Raw genomic sequence first — 14,022 nt, 5'->3', positions numbered from 1 at the left:
ATAAAGTGCAAATTCACATAAGTGAGCTGCATAAAGGGTTCGTAGTAGGGGAGAGTGTTGAATTAAGATGAATAAGATTTTAGTAATAAACGGTCCTAATTTAAATCGTTTAGGCGTACGCGAACCAGCGGTATATGGGACAGATAATCTTCAAAATCTTGAAGAGAAACTTCAGCGAGCAGGCAGAGACCACGGAGTAGAAGTTGAGTGCGTACAGTCTAACCACGAAGGTGTAATTATCGACTGGATTCACGAAGCAGATGAGAAATTTGATGGTATTATGATCAATCCTGGTGCTTTTACTCACTACAGTTATGCCATTCGAGATGCGATTGCTAGTATATCTGTTCCTGTTATTGAAGTGCATATTTCGAACGTACATAAGCGTGAAGAGTTTCGCCACCACTCGGTGACGGCACCTGTTACACATGGTCAAATTGTCGGGTTAGGTTTATACGGATACGAGCTTGCCCTGCAGGCACTTTTACAATTAAGGGGGAAATAAAATGAAGATCGAAAAACTACGCGAACAGTTTTCAAAGTTTAATGTAGACGGTGTTGTAATTACAAGTGAATATAACAGACGCTACATGACTAATTTTACAGGCTCCGCTGGTGTCGTTATCATTTCTGAAGACAAAGCGGCATTTGTAACAGATTTTCGTTATGTTGAACAAGCAACTAGTCAAACAGAAGGTTTTGATATCGTTCAGCACAAGGGTCCTATTGTAGAAGAAGTAGCAAATGTAGTGAAACAATTTGGAATTAAAAAGCTTGGTTTTGAACAGAATTATGTTACATATGGACAGCATCAATTATTTGATAAGCATATCGGCGCTGAACTTGTTCCAATCTCGCACGCAATCGAAAACTTACGCTTGATAAAGAGTGACTCAGAGATTAAGATATTAAAGGAAGCTGCAAAAATAGCAGATGCAGCATATGAACATATTTTAACCTTTGTTCGTCCTGGTTTAACAGAGCTTCAAGTATCTAATGAACTGGAGTTCTTTATGAGAAAACAAGGCGCAACATCTTCATCCTTTGATACAATTGTTGCTTCAGGGCATCGTGGAGCTCTACCGCATGGTGTTGCTTCTGACAAAGTAATTAAAAAAGGCGAACTTGTAACGCTTGATTTTGGCGCATACTATAATGGTTACTGTTCAGATATCACACGAACATTTGCCGTCGGTGAAGTAAGTGATAAGCTAAAAGAAATTTATAATGTCGTACTGCAAGCACAGCTTAACGGAATGAACGGCATCAAAGCAGGTATGACGGGTAAAGAAGCAGATGCGCTAACGCGTGATTATATTACAGAACACGGATACGGCCAGTATTTTGGACATTCGACCGGTCACGGCGTGGGGCTAGAAGTACATGAAGGCCCATCACTTTCTGTGAAATCTACAGATGTACTGCAGCCAGGTATGATTGTAACCGTTGAACCAGGTATTTACATACCAGACTTGGGGGGCGTTCGTATTGAAGATGATACGATCGTCACAGCAGAAGGTAATGAGGCATTATCGCACTCATCAAAAGAGTTCATTATTTTATAAAATGTAGGAGGATTTCTTCATGATTTCAGTAAATGATTTTCGTACAGGTTTGACAGTAGAAGTAGACGGAGGTATTTGGCGTGTAATGGATTTCCAACACGTAAAGCCTGGTAAAGGCGCTGCATTCGTTCGCTCAAAACTACGTAACCTTCGTACAGGAGCTGTTCAAGAAAAAACGTTCCGTGCAGGTGAAAAAGTAGGAAAAGCTCAAATTGATAACCGTAAAATGCAATATCTATATGCAAGCGGTGATCAGCACGTATTCATGGACAACCAGTCTTATGAGCAATTAGAGCTTCCGGCGAGTGCAATTGAATATGAACTAAAATTCTTAAAAGAGAATATGGAAGTAGCAATTATGATGTACCAAGGTGAGACATTAGGTGTTGAACTTCCAAACACAGTTGAGCTTAAAGTAACAGAAACTGAACCTGGTATTAAAGGTGACACAGCTTCCGGCGGTACAAAACCGGCAACTGTTGAAACAGGTTTAACAGTAAACGTTCCGTTCTTCGTAAACGAAGGCGACGTATTAATTATCAACACAACAGACAGCAGCTACGTATCACGCGCGTAATTCGGTAGTGTAAGCAAGCTGCAAACACACAAAAAAGGCAGAGAATGATTCTCTGCCTTTTTTGTGTGTTTTTTTGTGCTAACTCTTCCTTATTTTGCATAGGTTGTACTAAACAACGCAGAGATATAGGAGGGGCTTATGAAACAGTGGTTGGATCATTTAAACGGTACGGTATTAACGATGGCGTGCCTTCGATTTATTTCTTCATTTATTGAGTTTATTGCCGCTATTTTAATTGTCACAAACAATGATGTGAAAAAAGCGTTAATGATTAATGGAATGTTAGCGCTTGTTGGTCCCATTGTAATGGTGAGTTCTTTCACTATAGGTTTAGTGTCCGTAGCAGATCAATTATCTTTTGGAAAATTAATCATGATTGTAGTAGGAGTGCTCTTCATTTTAATCGGTGTTTTTAAATAAAAGGTAGGCATAAAATGGTCAAGCTCATAATACATTGAAGTGAGTTCAAATATGAGGGGATGAATATGTTAAACGAAATACTTGCAATCTTTCCGCCTAATTTAAAAAAGACTGTTGAATTTTATGTAACAAACCATTCTCATGTATTAGAAGAAATTCGAGTGCGCATAGGAAGACCTGTCGAATTTACAATCAACAATCAGCCTTATTTCGAATCGTATCTTCCAACCGCAGAAGATGCTTTATTTATCTTAAATAAATTAAGCCAGTTTTCGATTTATATGATTGAAGAAGAATTGAAAAAAGGATATGTCACCATTGAAGGCGGACACCGGGTTGGACTAGCGGGAAAAGTTGTAACGGAAAATGGACAGGTTCGTGTGATTCGAGATGTATCATCCTTTAATATCCGGATTGCTAAACAAAAGATTGGCATTTCGAATCAGCTTATTCCTTTTTTATACAATCGCTATTGGCAAAGTACGGTCATTATAGGACCCCCTCAAACAGGAAAAACAACCATGATTCGTGATTTAGCCAGAGTAATAAGTACTGGCATAGAGCGCTCTAAGATTCCTCCGTTTAAAGTAGGGATTGTAGATGAACGATCAGAAATTGCTGGGGCTGTTAAAGGGGTTCCTCAGCATACATTCGGATCTAGAATGGATTTATTAGACAGCTGTCCAAAAGCTGAAGGCATGATGATGATGATTCGCTCCATGAGCCCCGATGTGCTGATCGTGGATGAAGTTGGAAGTGAAGAAGATTGTAAAGCTGTACTTGAAGCCGTTAATGCTGGCGTTCGTGTCATTATGACTGTTCATGGCTATGACATTGACGATTTAATGAAGCGTCCCACTTTGCAAGCTTTAATGAAACTTCACGTATTCAAAAGGTATGTTGTGCTATCGAACAGCCGAGGTCCTGGAACACTTCAGGCTATCTACGATGAGCACTATAATTCCATGAAAATGTCCGCTGAAAAGTCGCTTATTGAAAATAGTAAAGGGTGATGGTGTATGAAACTGTTTGGTGCCATCTTTATCTTATTTGCTTCCACTTACACAGGATTTGAGTTTGCAAAGCAGCTTAGTGCAAGACCTAGGCAGCTCAGGCAATTAAAAACGGCTCTTCGGTCGTTAGAAGCGGAAATTATGTACAGCAATCGTCCTCTTCAAGAAGTTGCTCATTTGTTATCTCTACAGCTTCCTAATCCTTTGGCTTCTTTATTTAATGAGTTTTCAATGAAATTAAAAGAAGGTACTGAAAGTGTCAAGGAAGCTTGGGAAAAGACGTTGGACCAATTTTGGAAACAAACCGCACTTAAAACAGGAGAACTAGAAATCTTAAAACAATTTGGTGAAACGCTTGGCCAGCATGATCGTTATTCGCAGCAAAAGCACATCTTACTGACGCTGAACCATCTCGAACGCGAAGAACAAGATGCAGTTGATAAGCAGAATCGCTATGAAAAAATGGTTAAAAGTTTAGGCTTTCTATCTGGGTTGCTACTGGTCATCCTATTGATGTAGCGATGGAGGAGGATTGAATGTGGGAATTGATATGAACACCATTTTTCAGATTGCTGGGATTGGTATCGTCGTAGCTTTTTTAGTCACCGTACTCGAACAGATGGGAAAAAAAGATTACGCGAATTGGGTTACCCTCATCGGCTTTATTTATATTTTATTTATGGTTGCTTCGATTGTAGAGGACTTATTTCAAAAAATCAAATCGGTTTTTTTATTTCAAGGGTAGAGGGGTGATTTGCCATTGAAATGCTTCAAATTGTGGGCTTAGGATTAGTAGCTACATTTTTGGCTCTTATTTTAAAAGAACATAAATCACCTATTGCTTTTTTACTTGTCGTATTCGTGGGATCCGTGATCTTTCTTTTTTTAATTAATCAAATCTACGAGATTATTAAGATGGTCGAGCGGCTGTCGATTAATGCCCACGTTAACATGATTTATGTGGAAACCATTTTGAAAATTATTGGTATTGCCTATATCGCCGAATTTGGTGCTCAAATTACGAAAGATGCAGGGCAAGGTGCCATTGCTTCTAAAATTGAATTAGGTGGAAAAGTGCTGATTCTCTCCATGGCAATTCCTATTTTAACGGTCATTATTGAAACGATTATTTCAATGCTGCCCAATTAATTTTACTTAATATGAGGTGACGAAATGAAGCGGTGGACGTTTAAAGTGAATATACTCGCTCTTCTTTTGTTCCTCTTTTTTTTCTTTCCAGAAAATGTACAAGCTTCCGAACCCCCGAAGCAGCAAGAACTTGTCAATGAACAAATTGATAAGCTCGGTATCGATGAAGTCAAACAGTTTTGGGACGATATTATTACCCAATACGGCGGCTTTTTACCCGAGAGTCAGAAGGGAAGTTTAGTCGATTTTTTAAAAGGAGAAAAAGAGTTCTCTCTTAAAGAATGGCTAGGAGGTCTTGTGAAGTTTTTATTTCATGAAGTGTTAGCGAATGGAAAGCTCCTCGGTACGCTCATTATGCTAACGGTTTTTAGCGTATTTTTGCAAACGCTCCAAAGTGCGTTTAATCAGCAAACCGTAAGTAAAGTAGCGTATGCGCTTGTATATATGGTTTTGATCATCATTGCTCTTAATAGCTTTCAAATCGCCATCTCTTATGCAACGGGAGCGATTGAGACCATGACCAAATTCATTTTAGCGCTGGTGCCTTTACTGCTTGCCTTAATGGCATCATCAGGAGGAGTTGTATCGGCAGCCTTTTTTCATCCGATGATTTTGTTTCTAATGAACACAAGCGGTTTGCTTATTCAATACGTAGTGATGCCGTTACTTTTTCTTTCAGCACTGCTTAGCATTGTGAGTACGATTTCAGATGAGCATAAGGTTACACAGCTTGCTCAGCTGTTGAGAAATATAAGCATTGGCGTGCTTGGGATATTCTTAACCGTCTTTTTAGGTGTACTATCCGTTCAAGGAGCCACGTCGGCTGTTGCCGACGGTATTACGATTCGAACAGCAAAATTTGTCACAGGGAACTTTATACCTGTTGTAGGGCGTGTGTTCACGGATGCGGCGGATACAGTCATCAGTGCCTCGCTTCTATTAAAGAATTCAGTAGGTATTGCCGGAGTAGCAGTCTTACTGTTAATCGTCGCGTTTCCGGCCATTAAAGTGTTAACGTTAGCTTTTATCTATAAGCTAGCAGCAGCTCTTCTTCAACCCATTGGAGGAGGACCGGTTATTTCCTGCTTGAGCATTATCAGCAAAAGCGTCATCTATATTTTTGCGGCGCTTGCGGTTGTCTCGCTTATGTTTTTCTTATGCTTAACGGTCATCATTACAGCGAGCAACGTCACAATGATGGTGAGGTGAAGAAATTGCAGGCCTTAACAACGTGGATTACCAATATTGTTCTTTTTATCTTATTAGCTACCATTATTAATTTACTGTTGCCCAATTCTAGCTTTCAAAAGTATACGAAGCTGGTGGTTGGACTCCTCTTAATGCTGATTATTATTACACCCGTTTTTCAAATTTTTAAAGTGGATGTTAATCAAATGCTGAAATCACTTAGTTTGTCATCTATTCGATCTGATCAGCAGGTAGAAAATTCAATAGAAAATCAGAAAAAAGAAATACAAGCTTCACAACGTGCATATATTTTAGAACAAATGGCTGTCCAAATGGAGGCAGATGTAAAAGAGGAGTTGATGGATCAGTATGGTGTAGCAATTGATCGAATTCACATTGAGACAAAAAAGCCGAACGACGAACCTACCGCTGATAATATTAAATCCATTTCAGTTGCCGTAAGTGAAAAAGCATCGAATGATTCCGAGGTTGTTTCAGCTGTGAAAGTTATTTCTATTGATACCTCCACACCGATCGAAACAAACAAACCAACAGAATCCAAGAAAGTATCCAACTATTTAGCAGCAAAATGGGACGTAAAACAAGGCCAAGTTGTTGTGAATATGGAGGAGGGAGACACGAAATGAGTCAAAAGCCAGAAAAAGGTGACCCATCATTTTTTCAGCGGTTCTTTTCACTTAAACAGTCATCAACTACGAAGAAACCTTCAAAGTTAATGTATATAGGTATTTTACTAGCTGCAGGCGTTATCTTTATGGTGTTTAGCAACTCACTCACAACATCTATGAATTCAGGCGGATTATTAAAGAGTGCAAGCAAAGAAACCAGCGCACCGCCGGTATCACAGGATGTTCCGGCTTTTAGTTCCAAAAAGACAACAACGATGACAGGCTATGAAGAGCGGTATGAGGAAGAATTGAAAGATATTTTAGACCAAGTTAGAGGCGTAAGTAAGGTAAAAGTAATTGTGAATCTAGATGCAACAGAATCCAAAATATATGAAAAAAATAGCGTAACGAAATCGCAAACGACCAATGAAACGGATCGTGAAGGAGGGACTCGTAAAGTTGAAGATTCCTCAACAGATGAACAGCTGGTCATTGTAAGAAGTGGAGAACAAGAAAAGCCTGTCGTAGTCAAAACCGAAAAGCCAAAAGTAAGAGGTGTGTTAGTTGTCGCTAAAGGAGCTGATAATATCGAGGTAAAAAAATCTATCATTGAAGCTGTGACAAGAGCGCTCGATATACCAAGTCATAGAGTAGCAGTATTAGCGAAAAAAGGATGAGGGGGAAATGAATATGTTATTAAAAAAGCAAACAGTTTGGTTATTAACAATGTTAAGTTTAGTTGTTGTGTTATCGGTGTACTATATGACAACGCCAGAAAATCCTCAGAGTAATGTTGCGCTAGTAGACAATGAAAAACAAAACGAAAAGCAGGCTGATGACAAGGCCCCTGCAGAAGATACAAAACAACAGGCAGATGAGAAGTCAGGAACAAAAGAAGATTCAAAAACTGAAGGTTCAGCAGAAGGCGTAAAGAAAGAAACGGCTAAAAATGCAAAAGAATCAGCTGTTGTATCAAGCACAGATAGCGACGAGCTATTTACGGCGCTTCGCTTGGAATTAAATGATGAAAGAAGTCAATTAAAAGAAGAGTATCAAGAAGTAGCGGCATCAAAAAACGTGACGCCTGCAGAAGTAAGCAAGGCGATGGATAAAATTGATGAATTATCAAAGCTAGGGGAAAAAGAAGCAACGCTGGAAACATTAATTAAAGCAAAAGGATACAGTGACGCGCTAGTAAGAGCAGATGGAAAGCAAGTACAAATTACCGTTAAGACAGAAAAACACTCAAAAACAAAAGCAAACCAAATTATTCAGCTAGTCAAAAAAGAAATGGGTCCAAAAGAAGTAGCAGTAGAGTTTCAGCCAACTAAATAAAGGGAATAAAAGAAGTGTAAAACAGCCGTAAATTTGGGTTGTTTACACTTCTTTTTTATGAAATGACTAAAATCTAAGCGAGACGGTAAAAATTTTAACATGGCTTTCTTTTTTCACTTCGGTTATAATAGGTTTCATAATTTTATATTAGTACTAGGTGACAAGTGTTTTCACAAGTATTGTCATCTGTAAAGCTATGTTTCCATTTATAAAACGATAACGCTAAAAAAGTTATCATAAAGTAAGTGGAACTTCTTTTTAATGTTTGCCAAACGAATTGAATGGCTGTAGCCATCTATCGTATTATTAACATTGTAGAGAATTCTATTTTCATGAGGTAGGAGTGTTCAATATGTTAAAAATTCAAGAGATCCGTGAGATCATTAAACTAGTTGATCAATCATCAATCGAGGAGTTCACCTATGAGCACGAAGGCTCCAAAATCAAGATGAAGAAAAAAGACGCAATTGTTTCTAAACAAGCGCAGCAAGTAGTCGTTTCGGCTCCTGAACAAGCGGCAGCACCTGCACCGCAGGCAGCAGCGGCTCCAGCGCCAGCCCCAGCAGCACAGTCTGCTCAACCAAAAGAAGAACAAGCGGCCCCAGCGGTTGATGAAAGCTTACATAAAATCACATCTCCGATGGTAGGAACATTCTATTCGTCATCATCACCAGAATCAGATGTATACGTAACTCCTGGAGATAAAGTACAAAAAGATTCGGTTGTATGTATCGTAGAAGCAATGAAATTATTTAATGAAATCGAAGCAGAAGTTAAAGGTGAAATCGTTGACGTATTAGTTGAAAATGGACAACTTGTAGAATACGGTCAACCTCTTTTCTTAGTAAAGCCTGAATAAGGAGCGGTAAATATGATTAAAAAGCTATTAATTGCGAATCGAGGAGAAATTGCGGTTCGAATTATTCGAGCGTGTAAAGAGTTAGGTGTAGAATCAGTAGCTGTTCACTCTCAAGCTGATCGCGACTCTTTGCATGTACAATTAGCAGACGAAGCGTATTGTATTGGACCAACATCATCTAAAGACAGCTATTTAAACTTTACAAACATTATGAGTGTTGCCATGCTAACGGGCTGTGACGCCATTCACCCTGGATACGGCTTTTTAGCTGAAAACGCTGATTTTGCAGAGCTATGCAGAGAGTGTAATGTTACATTTGTAGGACCAAGTCCTGAAGCTATTAACAAAATGGGAACAAAAGACGTAGCTAGAGAAACGATGCGTGAAGCGGGTGTGCCAATTGTTCCAGGTTCAACTGGGATTGTAGAGTCAGTGGAAGACGGTATGTCAATTGCCAATGATATTGGCTATCCTGTTATTATTAAAGCAACGGCAGGAGGCGGAGGAAAAGGAATCCGCGTTGCGAAAAACGAACAAGAGCTTATCAAAGGTATTACAATTACGCAGCAAGAAGCTGCCACAGCTTTCGGTAACCCTGGTGTGTACATTGAAAAGTTCATTGAGGATTTCCGTCACGTTGAGATCCAAGTATTGGCTGATTCTCATGGAAATACTGTACATTTAGGAGAGCGTGATTGCTCGATTCAACGCCGTCTTCAAAAATTAATTGAAGAAACACCTTCTCCAGCATTAGACGAAAAAACGCGTGAATTAATGGGTGACGCTGCTGTTAAAGCCGCTCAAGCCGTTAATTATACAGGAGCCGGAACCGTGGAATTCATTTATGATTATCATGAAAACAAATTTTACTTCATGGAAATGAATACGCGTATCCAAGTAGAACACCCTGTTACAGAGATGGTGACAGGAGTTGACTTAATTAAAGAACAAATCAAAGTCGCAAATGGTGAAACTTTACCGTTTACGCAAGAAGAAGTGACATTTAACGGATGGGCAATTGAGTGCCGAATCAACGCAGAAAACCCAGAGAAAAACTTTATGCCATCACCAGGTACGATTCAAATGTACTTGCCACCAGGTGGTTACGGAGTGCGCGTAGACTCTGCTGCATACCCGGGCTATGCTATCCCACCTTACTATGATTCAATGGTGGCTAAATTGATTGTTCATGCGCCAACTCGTGAGGAAGCTATTGAACGAATGAAGCGCGCATTAGATGAATTTGTTATCGACGGCGTTGCGACCACTATTCCTTTTCACCAAAAACTATTAAATCATGAAAAATTTGTTGGCGGTGAATTCAACACGAAGTTTCTTGAGCTATATGACGTAATGAATTCTTAGTATAATATAAACTATAGGAGGTGCTGTACATGAATGAAAATCATGTATTAGAAATGGAAGAACACCCAAATTCTCTTGGCAAAGTAGAAATTGCTCCTGAGGTTATTGAAGTCATTGCGGGTATTGCTGCTTCTGAAGTAGAAGGCGTTTCTGCAATGAGAGGAAATTTTGCAGCTGGCGTTGTGGAGAAACTAGGAAAGAAAAACCACGGTAAAGGTGTAAAAGTGGACTTAACAGAAAACGGGATAAAAGTAGACGTGTTTTGTATGATGAAGTTTGGTGTATCTATTCCAAACGTAGCGCAACAAGTACAAGATAACATTCGTCAAGCCCTTAAAAATATGACAGCTATTGATCTCGATGAAGTAAACATTCATATCGTAGGGATTCAGTTTGATACGCAAAAAACTGATATTGAAGAAGTTGAATAAAACAAACGTTTACCTAACGGCTGTTGCTAAAATGGAATAACGTATGATTACTTGTTCCTTTTCGACACAAGCTATGGTAAAGTGAAAAAGACTGTCTCGTCATAAAGACGGTCTTTTTCGTGTTCTACAAACTTCGTCTAAGAACAATGAAGTATCGTTTCATAAACTATGCTATTATCTAGGTATACTAGTTGAAGAAGATAAATAAAGGAGCAAAAATAATGAAAAGACATACAGCACGCCAAAAAGCACTACAAGCACTATTTCAGCATGATTTAGGGCAGACCGAGCCAATGGAGGCAATCGGAAATGTTGTACAAAATGAAAAGTCTGATCAATTTTTAGAAAGTCTCGTGCTAGGTGTGGTTGAACATCAGCAAGAAATTGATGAACTTTTACGCAATCATTTAGAAAAATGGACGTTAGATCGTGTAGCTACTGTAGACCGCGTTATCCTACGTATTGCCGTATATGAAATGAAGTATGAAGAAGAAATTCCTACGAGCGTTACGTTAAATGAAGCGATTGAATTAGCGAAAACGTTTGGCGATGATCAATCAAGTAAGTTTATCAATGGCGTATTGTCTAAAGTGTTAACAACTTTATCTAAATAAAGGTTCATCTTGCCAAATCAAGTGACTAAAATGCTTCTCTCCTTTATATAAAGGGGAGAGGGTGACTGCAAAGGAGGCAAAATGATGAGTGAAGTGCGTTATCTAACCGTTACGGCTCTTACACGATACATTAAGCGCAAGTTTGATGTAGACCCTCACATGCAAGATGTATGGATTAAAGGAGAAATTTCTAACTTTAAACGTCATAGTCGAGGACATATGTATTTCACCCTGAAAGATCAAAATGCTCGTATCGCAGCCGTTATGTTTGCTGGGCATAACCGTCAGCTTAATTTTCAGCCTGAAGAAGGAATGAATGTACTCATTCGAGCTGAAGTTTCGGTTTATGAACCGAGCGGAAATTATCAAATGTACGTAAAAGAAATGCAGCCTGACGGCGTTGGAAACTTATACTTGGCCTACGAACAGCTGAAAAAAAAGCTGGAAAAAGAAGGCTTATTTGATCCTGCTAGGAAACGAAAACTGCCGAAGTATCCAACAACAATAGGTGTTATTACATCTCCTACTGGAGCCGCCGTACGTGATATTATTACGACATTAAAGCGCAGATATAACGCGAACATTATTGTTATGCCCACTCTTGTTCAAGGAGTGAATGCGGCCCCGTCTATCATCAAGGCAATTGAAGAAGCAAACCGTCGTAAAGAAGCAGACGTATTAATTGTTGGCCGCGGTGGTGGATCAATTGAAGAGCTTTGGGCTTTTAACGAAGAAAGCGTTGCTCGTGCAATTTTCACTTCTCATATTCCTGTTATTTCAGCGGTTGGACATGAAACCGATTTTACAATTGCAGATTTTGTAGCAGATCTTCGCGCCCCTACTCCAACGGGTGCTGCGGAATTGGCTGTGCCTCATATCAGTGAAATTACAGAAAGATTGACTCAGCGAAATATCCGTCTTCTTCGTTCGATGAAAGAGATGCTGCAGTCTAGTAGCCGTAGGCTTGAACGGTCTCAGAAGTCATATGCTTTTCGTTATCCTCAAAAGTTGGTCGAGCAAAAAGAGCAGCAGTTAGATCAGTTGATGGAGCGTTTTTATCGTGAAGGTAGAAGGTACATCGAGCATAAACGGACGAACTACGAGCAGCTAACAGCCGCTTTGTTGCGCAATCACCCCGAGCATCAGTTAACGAAAGCGGCAGAGCGTCAACAGCAGCTGACGAAAATGCTGACAAAAGAGATGCAGCAGCTATTAAAGCAAAAACAGCTTTTATTTGCAACGGCAACGTCAAAATTACATACGCTTAGTCCATTAAAAACAATGGAAAGAGGCTACAGCTTAGTATACGATGAAAAAAAAGAGTTAATTAAATCAACCCAACAAGTATCCAAAGGCGATGTGGTAAACGTTCGTTTGACGGATGGACAATTGCAGTGTGAAGTTTCGAAAATAGAGGAGCGATGAAAAATGGCGACAAATAAAGAGTATACGTTTGAAGAGGCGATGGAACAGTTAGAAACCATCGTAAACAAGCTAGAAGAAGGCGACGTGCCTTTAGAAGAAGCAATTCAACAATTCCAAGAAGGAATGACTCTTTCAAAATTCTGTCACGATCGTCTTCAGCATATTGAAAAGCAAATGGAAACTATTTTACGTGAAGACGGAACGCTTGAGCCATTCTCCGTACAGGAGGAAGAGTGATGGTGAGTGAAATGAATTTAAAAGAGTATATTTCTTTTACAAAAGATCGAGTAGAAAGACGCTTGCCTGAAGTGGTAAAAGCATTACACGCTCCCGTTAACTTAAAAGAATCCATGCTTTACTCTCTTACGGCAGGAGGAAAGCGACTTCGCCCAGTGCTGTTATTCGCAACGCTACATGCGTTTGGAAAAGACGAGAGCATGGGATTAGAAACAGCCTGTGCAGTGGAAATGATTCATACATATTCTCTCATTCACGATGATTTACCTAGTATGGATGATGACGACTTAAGAAGAGGAAAACCGACGAATCACAAAGTGTACGGCGAGGCGACGGCTATATTAGCTGGGGATGCTCTTTTAACAAATAGCTTTCAGCTAATTTCCGAAGCAGCACATCCTGAAATTACATCACATATGAAGCTTCAGCTCATTACAGAACTGGTAAAAGCAAGCGGAACAGAAGGTATGATTAGCGGACAGGTTGCGGATATGGAAGGCGAAAAAAAGCAGCTCACGCTAGACGAGCTTGAATATATTCATCTTCACAAAACTGGGAAGCTGCTAGGCTTTTGCGTAAAAGCAGGAGCTATTCTTGCAAAAGCTACTCCTCTACAGCAAGAACTACTAGAAGAATTCAGTAAACATGTAGGATTAGCGTTTCAAATTCAAGATGATATCTTAGATGTGGAAGGTTCTGAAGAAAAATTAGGAAAGCCAATTGGCAGTGATACAGAAAATGAAAAAACGACATATCCTTCTTTATTAGGTATGGAAGCGGCCAAAGAAAAGTTACAGTATCATGTTGAACAAGCACTTCTCTCTTTACGTCAAGCTCAAATTAAGCACGGATTACTAGAAGAAATTTGTTTATATATAGCAAAACGTGATAGTTAATGACGATTTCTGTCAGGTTTTTTGAGTGATACAGTAAAATAAGATTGAGTCCCAATAGGGGCTATGCTATAATGATTTTACTACTGTATAAAAGCGTAGTGCATAGGTTTGAAAGACATATACAATATCTTGGTGGCCGTTATCACATTTGTGTTAGCGGCTATTTTTTCACTGTTTTCCTTTGAATATCGCTGGTTTACTGATAGAATATCAAAGGTATTGTAAGTAATAAGGAAATACTAAAAATTGACTATACGTATAAAACAATAGACAATGTATTAAGGTAACTTTATAACAAGTACGAAAGTGAGTGATCCAC

At 39.3% G+C, this 14,022-nt stretch carries 19 protein-coding genes; all 19 read left to right on the top strand.

Annotation, left to right across the window (positions count from 1 at the left end; genetic code table 11):
* Positions 1 to 67: 67 nt before the first annotated feature.
* The 19 genes from aroQ (at position 68) to M3225_RS04325 (ending at position 13,703) form a co-directional block, all read left to right on the top strand.
* Entirely contained in the window at positions 68 to 505 is a 438-nt protein-coding gene (aroQ, locus tag M3225_RS04415) for a type II 3-dehydroquinate dehydratase (protein WP_013059157.1), read from the top strand.
* A 1-nt stretch (position 506) separates the two neighbouring features.
* The gene (locus M3225_RS04410) at positions 507 to 1,565 is read left to right on the top strand and encodes a M24 family metallopeptidase (protein ID WP_251391350.1); all 1,059 of its coding nucleotides are present in this window, start codon (positions 507 to 509) and stop codon (positions 1,563 to 1,565) included.
* A gap of 19 nt (positions 1,566 to 1,584) precedes the next feature.
* Positions 1,585 to 2,142 carry an elongation factor P gene (efp, locus tag M3225_RS04405; protein ID WP_013059155.1) on the top strand — a complete coding sequence of 186 codons (558 nt, stop codon included), beginning with the start codon at positions 1,585 to 1,587 and terminating at the stop codon, positions 2,140 to 2,142.
* 138 nt (positions 2,143 to 2,280) lie between these two features.
* Positions 2,281 to 2,562 carry a YqhV family protein gene (locus tag M3225_RS04400; protein WP_013059154.1) on the top strand — a complete coding sequence of 94 codons (282 nt, stop codon included), beginning with the start codon at positions 2,281 to 2,283 and terminating at the stop codon, positions 2,560 to 2,562.
* A 65-nt stretch (positions 2,563 to 2,627) separates the two neighbouring features.
* Entirely contained in the window at positions 2,628 to 3,575 is a 948-nt protein-coding gene (gene spoIIIAA, locus M3225_RS04395) for a stage III sporulation protein AA (protein WP_251391348.1), read from the top strand.
* A 6-nt stretch (positions 3,576 to 3,581) separates the two neighbouring features.
* Positions 3,582 to 4,094, top strand: coding sequence for a stage III sporulation protein SpoIIIAB (gene spoIIIAB, locus M3225_RS04390; protein WP_013059152.1), 513 nt, complete (start codon positions 3,582 to 3,584; stop codon positions 4,092 to 4,094).
* A 19-nt stretch (positions 4,095 to 4,113) separates the two neighbouring features.
* Positions 4,114 to 4,320, top strand: a complete 207-nt coding sequence (gene spoIIIAC, locus M3225_RS04385) for a stage III sporulation protein AC (RefSeq protein ID WP_013059151.1) — start codon at positions 4,114 to 4,116, stop codon at positions 4,318 to 4,320.
* A 20-nt stretch (positions 4,321 to 4,340) separates the two neighbouring features.
* Entirely contained in the window at positions 4,341 to 4,724 is a 384-nt protein-coding gene (spoIIIAD, locus tag M3225_RS04380; RefSeq protein ID WP_251391346.1) for a stage III sporulation protein AD, read from the top strand.
* A 24-nt stretch (positions 4,725 to 4,748) separates the two neighbouring features.
* A complete protein-coding gene (gene spoIIIAE / locus M3225_RS04375; RefSeq protein WP_013059149.1) occupies positions 4,749 to 5,933 on the top strand; it encodes a stage III sporulation protein AE in 1,185 nt (394 codons plus the stop codon).
* A complete protein-coding gene (gene spoIIIAF / locus M3225_RS04370; RefSeq protein ID WP_251391344.1) occupies positions 5,930 to 6,559 on the top strand; it encodes a stage III sporulation protein AF in 630 nt (209 codons plus the stop codon). Before spoIIIAE ends, spoIIIAF begins: the two co-directional genes overlap by 4 nt.
* Positions 6,556 to 7,218 (top strand): stage III sporulation protein AG, encoded by a 663-nt coding sequence (gene spoIIIAG / locus M3225_RS04365; RefSeq protein ID WP_013084996.1) that lies wholly within the window; start codon positions 6,556 to 6,558, stop codon positions 7,216 to 7,218. Before spoIIIAF ends, spoIIIAG begins: the two co-directional genes overlap by 4 nt.
* 7 nt (positions 7,219 to 7,225) lie before the next feature.
* The gene (locus tag M3225_RS04360; RefSeq protein WP_251391342.1) at positions 7,226 to 7,876 is read left to right on the top strand and encodes a SpoIIIAH-like family protein; all 651 of its coding nucleotides are present in this window, start codon (positions 7,226 to 7,228) and stop codon (positions 7,874 to 7,876) included.
* 352 nt (positions 7,877 to 8,228) lie between these two features.
* Positions 8,229 to 8,735 (top strand): acetyl-CoA carboxylase biotin carboxyl carrier protein, encoded by a 507-nt coding sequence (gene accB / locus M3225_RS04355; RefSeq protein WP_251391340.1) that lies wholly within the window; start codon positions 8,229 to 8,231, stop codon positions 8,733 to 8,735.
* Between the two features lie 12 nt (positions 8,736 to 8,747).
* Positions 8,748 to 10,100 carry an acetyl-CoA carboxylase biotin carboxylase subunit gene (gene accC, locus M3225_RS04350; RefSeq protein WP_251391338.1) on the top strand — a complete coding sequence of 451 codons (1,353 nt, stop codon included), beginning with the start codon at positions 8,748 to 8,750 and terminating at the stop codon, positions 10,098 to 10,100.
* Between the two features lie 29 nt (positions 10,101 to 10,129).
* Positions 10,130 to 10,531, top strand: coding sequence for an Asp23/Gls24 family envelope stress response protein (locus tag M3225_RS04345; RefSeq protein ID WP_013059143.1), 402 nt, complete (start codon positions 10,130 to 10,132; stop codon positions 10,529 to 10,531).
* A gap of 221 nt (positions 10,532 to 10,752) precedes the next feature.
* Positions 10,753 to 11,145 carry a transcription antitermination factor NusB gene (gene nusB, locus M3225_RS04340; protein ID WP_013059142.1) on the top strand — a complete coding sequence of 131 codons (393 nt, stop codon included), beginning with the start codon at positions 10,753 to 10,755 and terminating at the stop codon, positions 11,143 to 11,145.
* Positions 11,146 to 11,229: 84 nt separating this feature from the next.
* Positions 11,230 to 12,570: an exodeoxyribonuclease VII large subunit gene (gene xseA / locus M3225_RS04335; protein WP_251391337.1), complete on the top strand. Its 1,341-nt coding sequence runs from the start codon at positions 11,230 to 11,232 to the stop codon at positions 12,568 to 12,570.
* A 3-nt stretch (positions 12,571 to 12,573) separates the two neighbouring features.
* Positions 12,574 to 12,807 carry an exodeoxyribonuclease VII small subunit gene (locus tag M3225_RS04330; RefSeq protein ID WP_013059140.1) on the top strand — a complete coding sequence of 78 codons (234 nt, stop codon included), beginning with the start codon at positions 12,574 to 12,576 and terminating at the stop codon, positions 12,805 to 12,807.
* Entirely contained in the window at positions 12,807 to 13,703 is an 897-nt protein-coding gene (locus M3225_RS04325; RefSeq protein WP_251391336.1) for a polyprenyl synthetase family protein, read from the top strand. The genes M3225_RS04330 and M3225_RS04325 overlap by 1 nt, the downstream gene beginning before the upstream one ends.
* The last annotated feature ends 319 nt before the right edge of the window (positions 13,704 to 14,022 follow it).

Source organism: Priestia aryabhattai, assembly GCF_023715685.1.
Classification (GTDB): Bacteria; Bacillota; Bacilli; order Bacillales; family Bacillaceae_H; genus Priestia; species Priestia aryabhattai_B.
Note: the sequence above shows the minus strand (reverse complement) of the source record. Positions and strands in the feature narration are given on the sequence as shown.

Excerpts from the sequence above, each read along its gene's own strand:
- aroQ (WP_013059157.1), top strand. The coding sequence starts at position 68 with ATGAATAAGATTTTAGTAATAAACGGTCCTAATTTAAATCGTTTAGGC.
- M3225_RS04410 (WP_251391350.1), top strand. The coding sequence starts at position 507 with ATGAAGATCGAAAAACTACGCGAACAGTTTTCAAAGTTTAATGTAGAC.
- efp (WP_013059155.1), top strand. The coding sequence starts at position 1,585 with ATGATTTCAGTAAATGATTTTCGTACAGGTTTGACAGTAGAAGTAGAC.
- M3225_RS04400 (WP_013059154.1), top strand. The coding sequence starts at position 2,281 with ATGAAACAGTGGTTGGATCATTTAAACGGTACGGTATTAACGATGGCG.
- spoIIIAA (WP_251391348.1), top strand. The coding sequence starts at position 2,628 with ATGTTAAACGAAATACTTGCAATCTTTCCGCCTAATTTAAAAAAGACT.
- spoIIIAB (WP_013059152.1), top strand. The coding sequence starts at position 3,582 with ATGAAACTGTTTGGTGCCATCTTTATCTTATTTGCTTCCACTTACACA.
- spoIIIAD (WP_251391346.1), top strand. The coding sequence starts at position 4,341 with ATGCTTCAAATTGTGGGCTTAGGATTAGTAGCTACATTTTTGGCTCTT.
- spoIIIAE (WP_013059149.1), top strand. The coding sequence starts at position 4,749 with ATGAAGCGGTGGACGTTTAAAGTGAATATACTCGCTCTTCTTTTGTTC.
- spoIIIAG (WP_013084996.1), top strand. The coding sequence starts at position 6,556 with ATGAGTCAAAAGCCAGAAAAAGGTGACCCATCATTTTTTCAGCGGTTC.
- M3225_RS04360 (WP_251391342.1), top strand. The coding sequence starts at position 7,226 with ATGAATATGTTATTAAAAAAGCAAACAGTTTGGTTATTAACAATGTTA.
- accB (WP_251391340.1), top strand. The coding sequence starts at position 8,229 with ATGTTAAAAATTCAAGAGATCCGTGAGATCATTAAACTAGTTGATCAA.
- accC (WP_251391338.1), top strand. The coding sequence starts at position 8,748 with ATGATTAAAAAGCTATTAATTGCGAATCGAGGAGAAATTGCGGTTCGA.
- M3225_RS04345 (WP_013059143.1), top strand. The coding sequence starts at position 10,130 with ATGAATGAAAATCATGTATTAGAAATGGAAGAACACCCAAATTCTCTT.
- nusB (WP_013059142.1), top strand. The coding sequence starts at position 10,753 with ATGAAAAGACATACAGCACGCCAAAAAGCACTACAAGCACTATTTCAG.
- xseA (WP_251391337.1), top strand. The coding sequence starts at position 11,230 with ATGAGTGAAGTGCGTTATCTAACCGTTACGGCTCTTACACGATACATT.
- M3225_RS04330 (WP_013059140.1), top strand. The coding sequence starts at position 12,574 with ATGGCGACAAATAAAGAGTATACGTTTGAAGAGGCGATGGAACAGTTA.
- M3225_RS04325 (WP_251391336.1), top strand. The coding sequence starts at position 12,807 with ATGGTGAGTGAAATGAATTTAAAAGAGTATATTTCTTTTACAAAAGAT.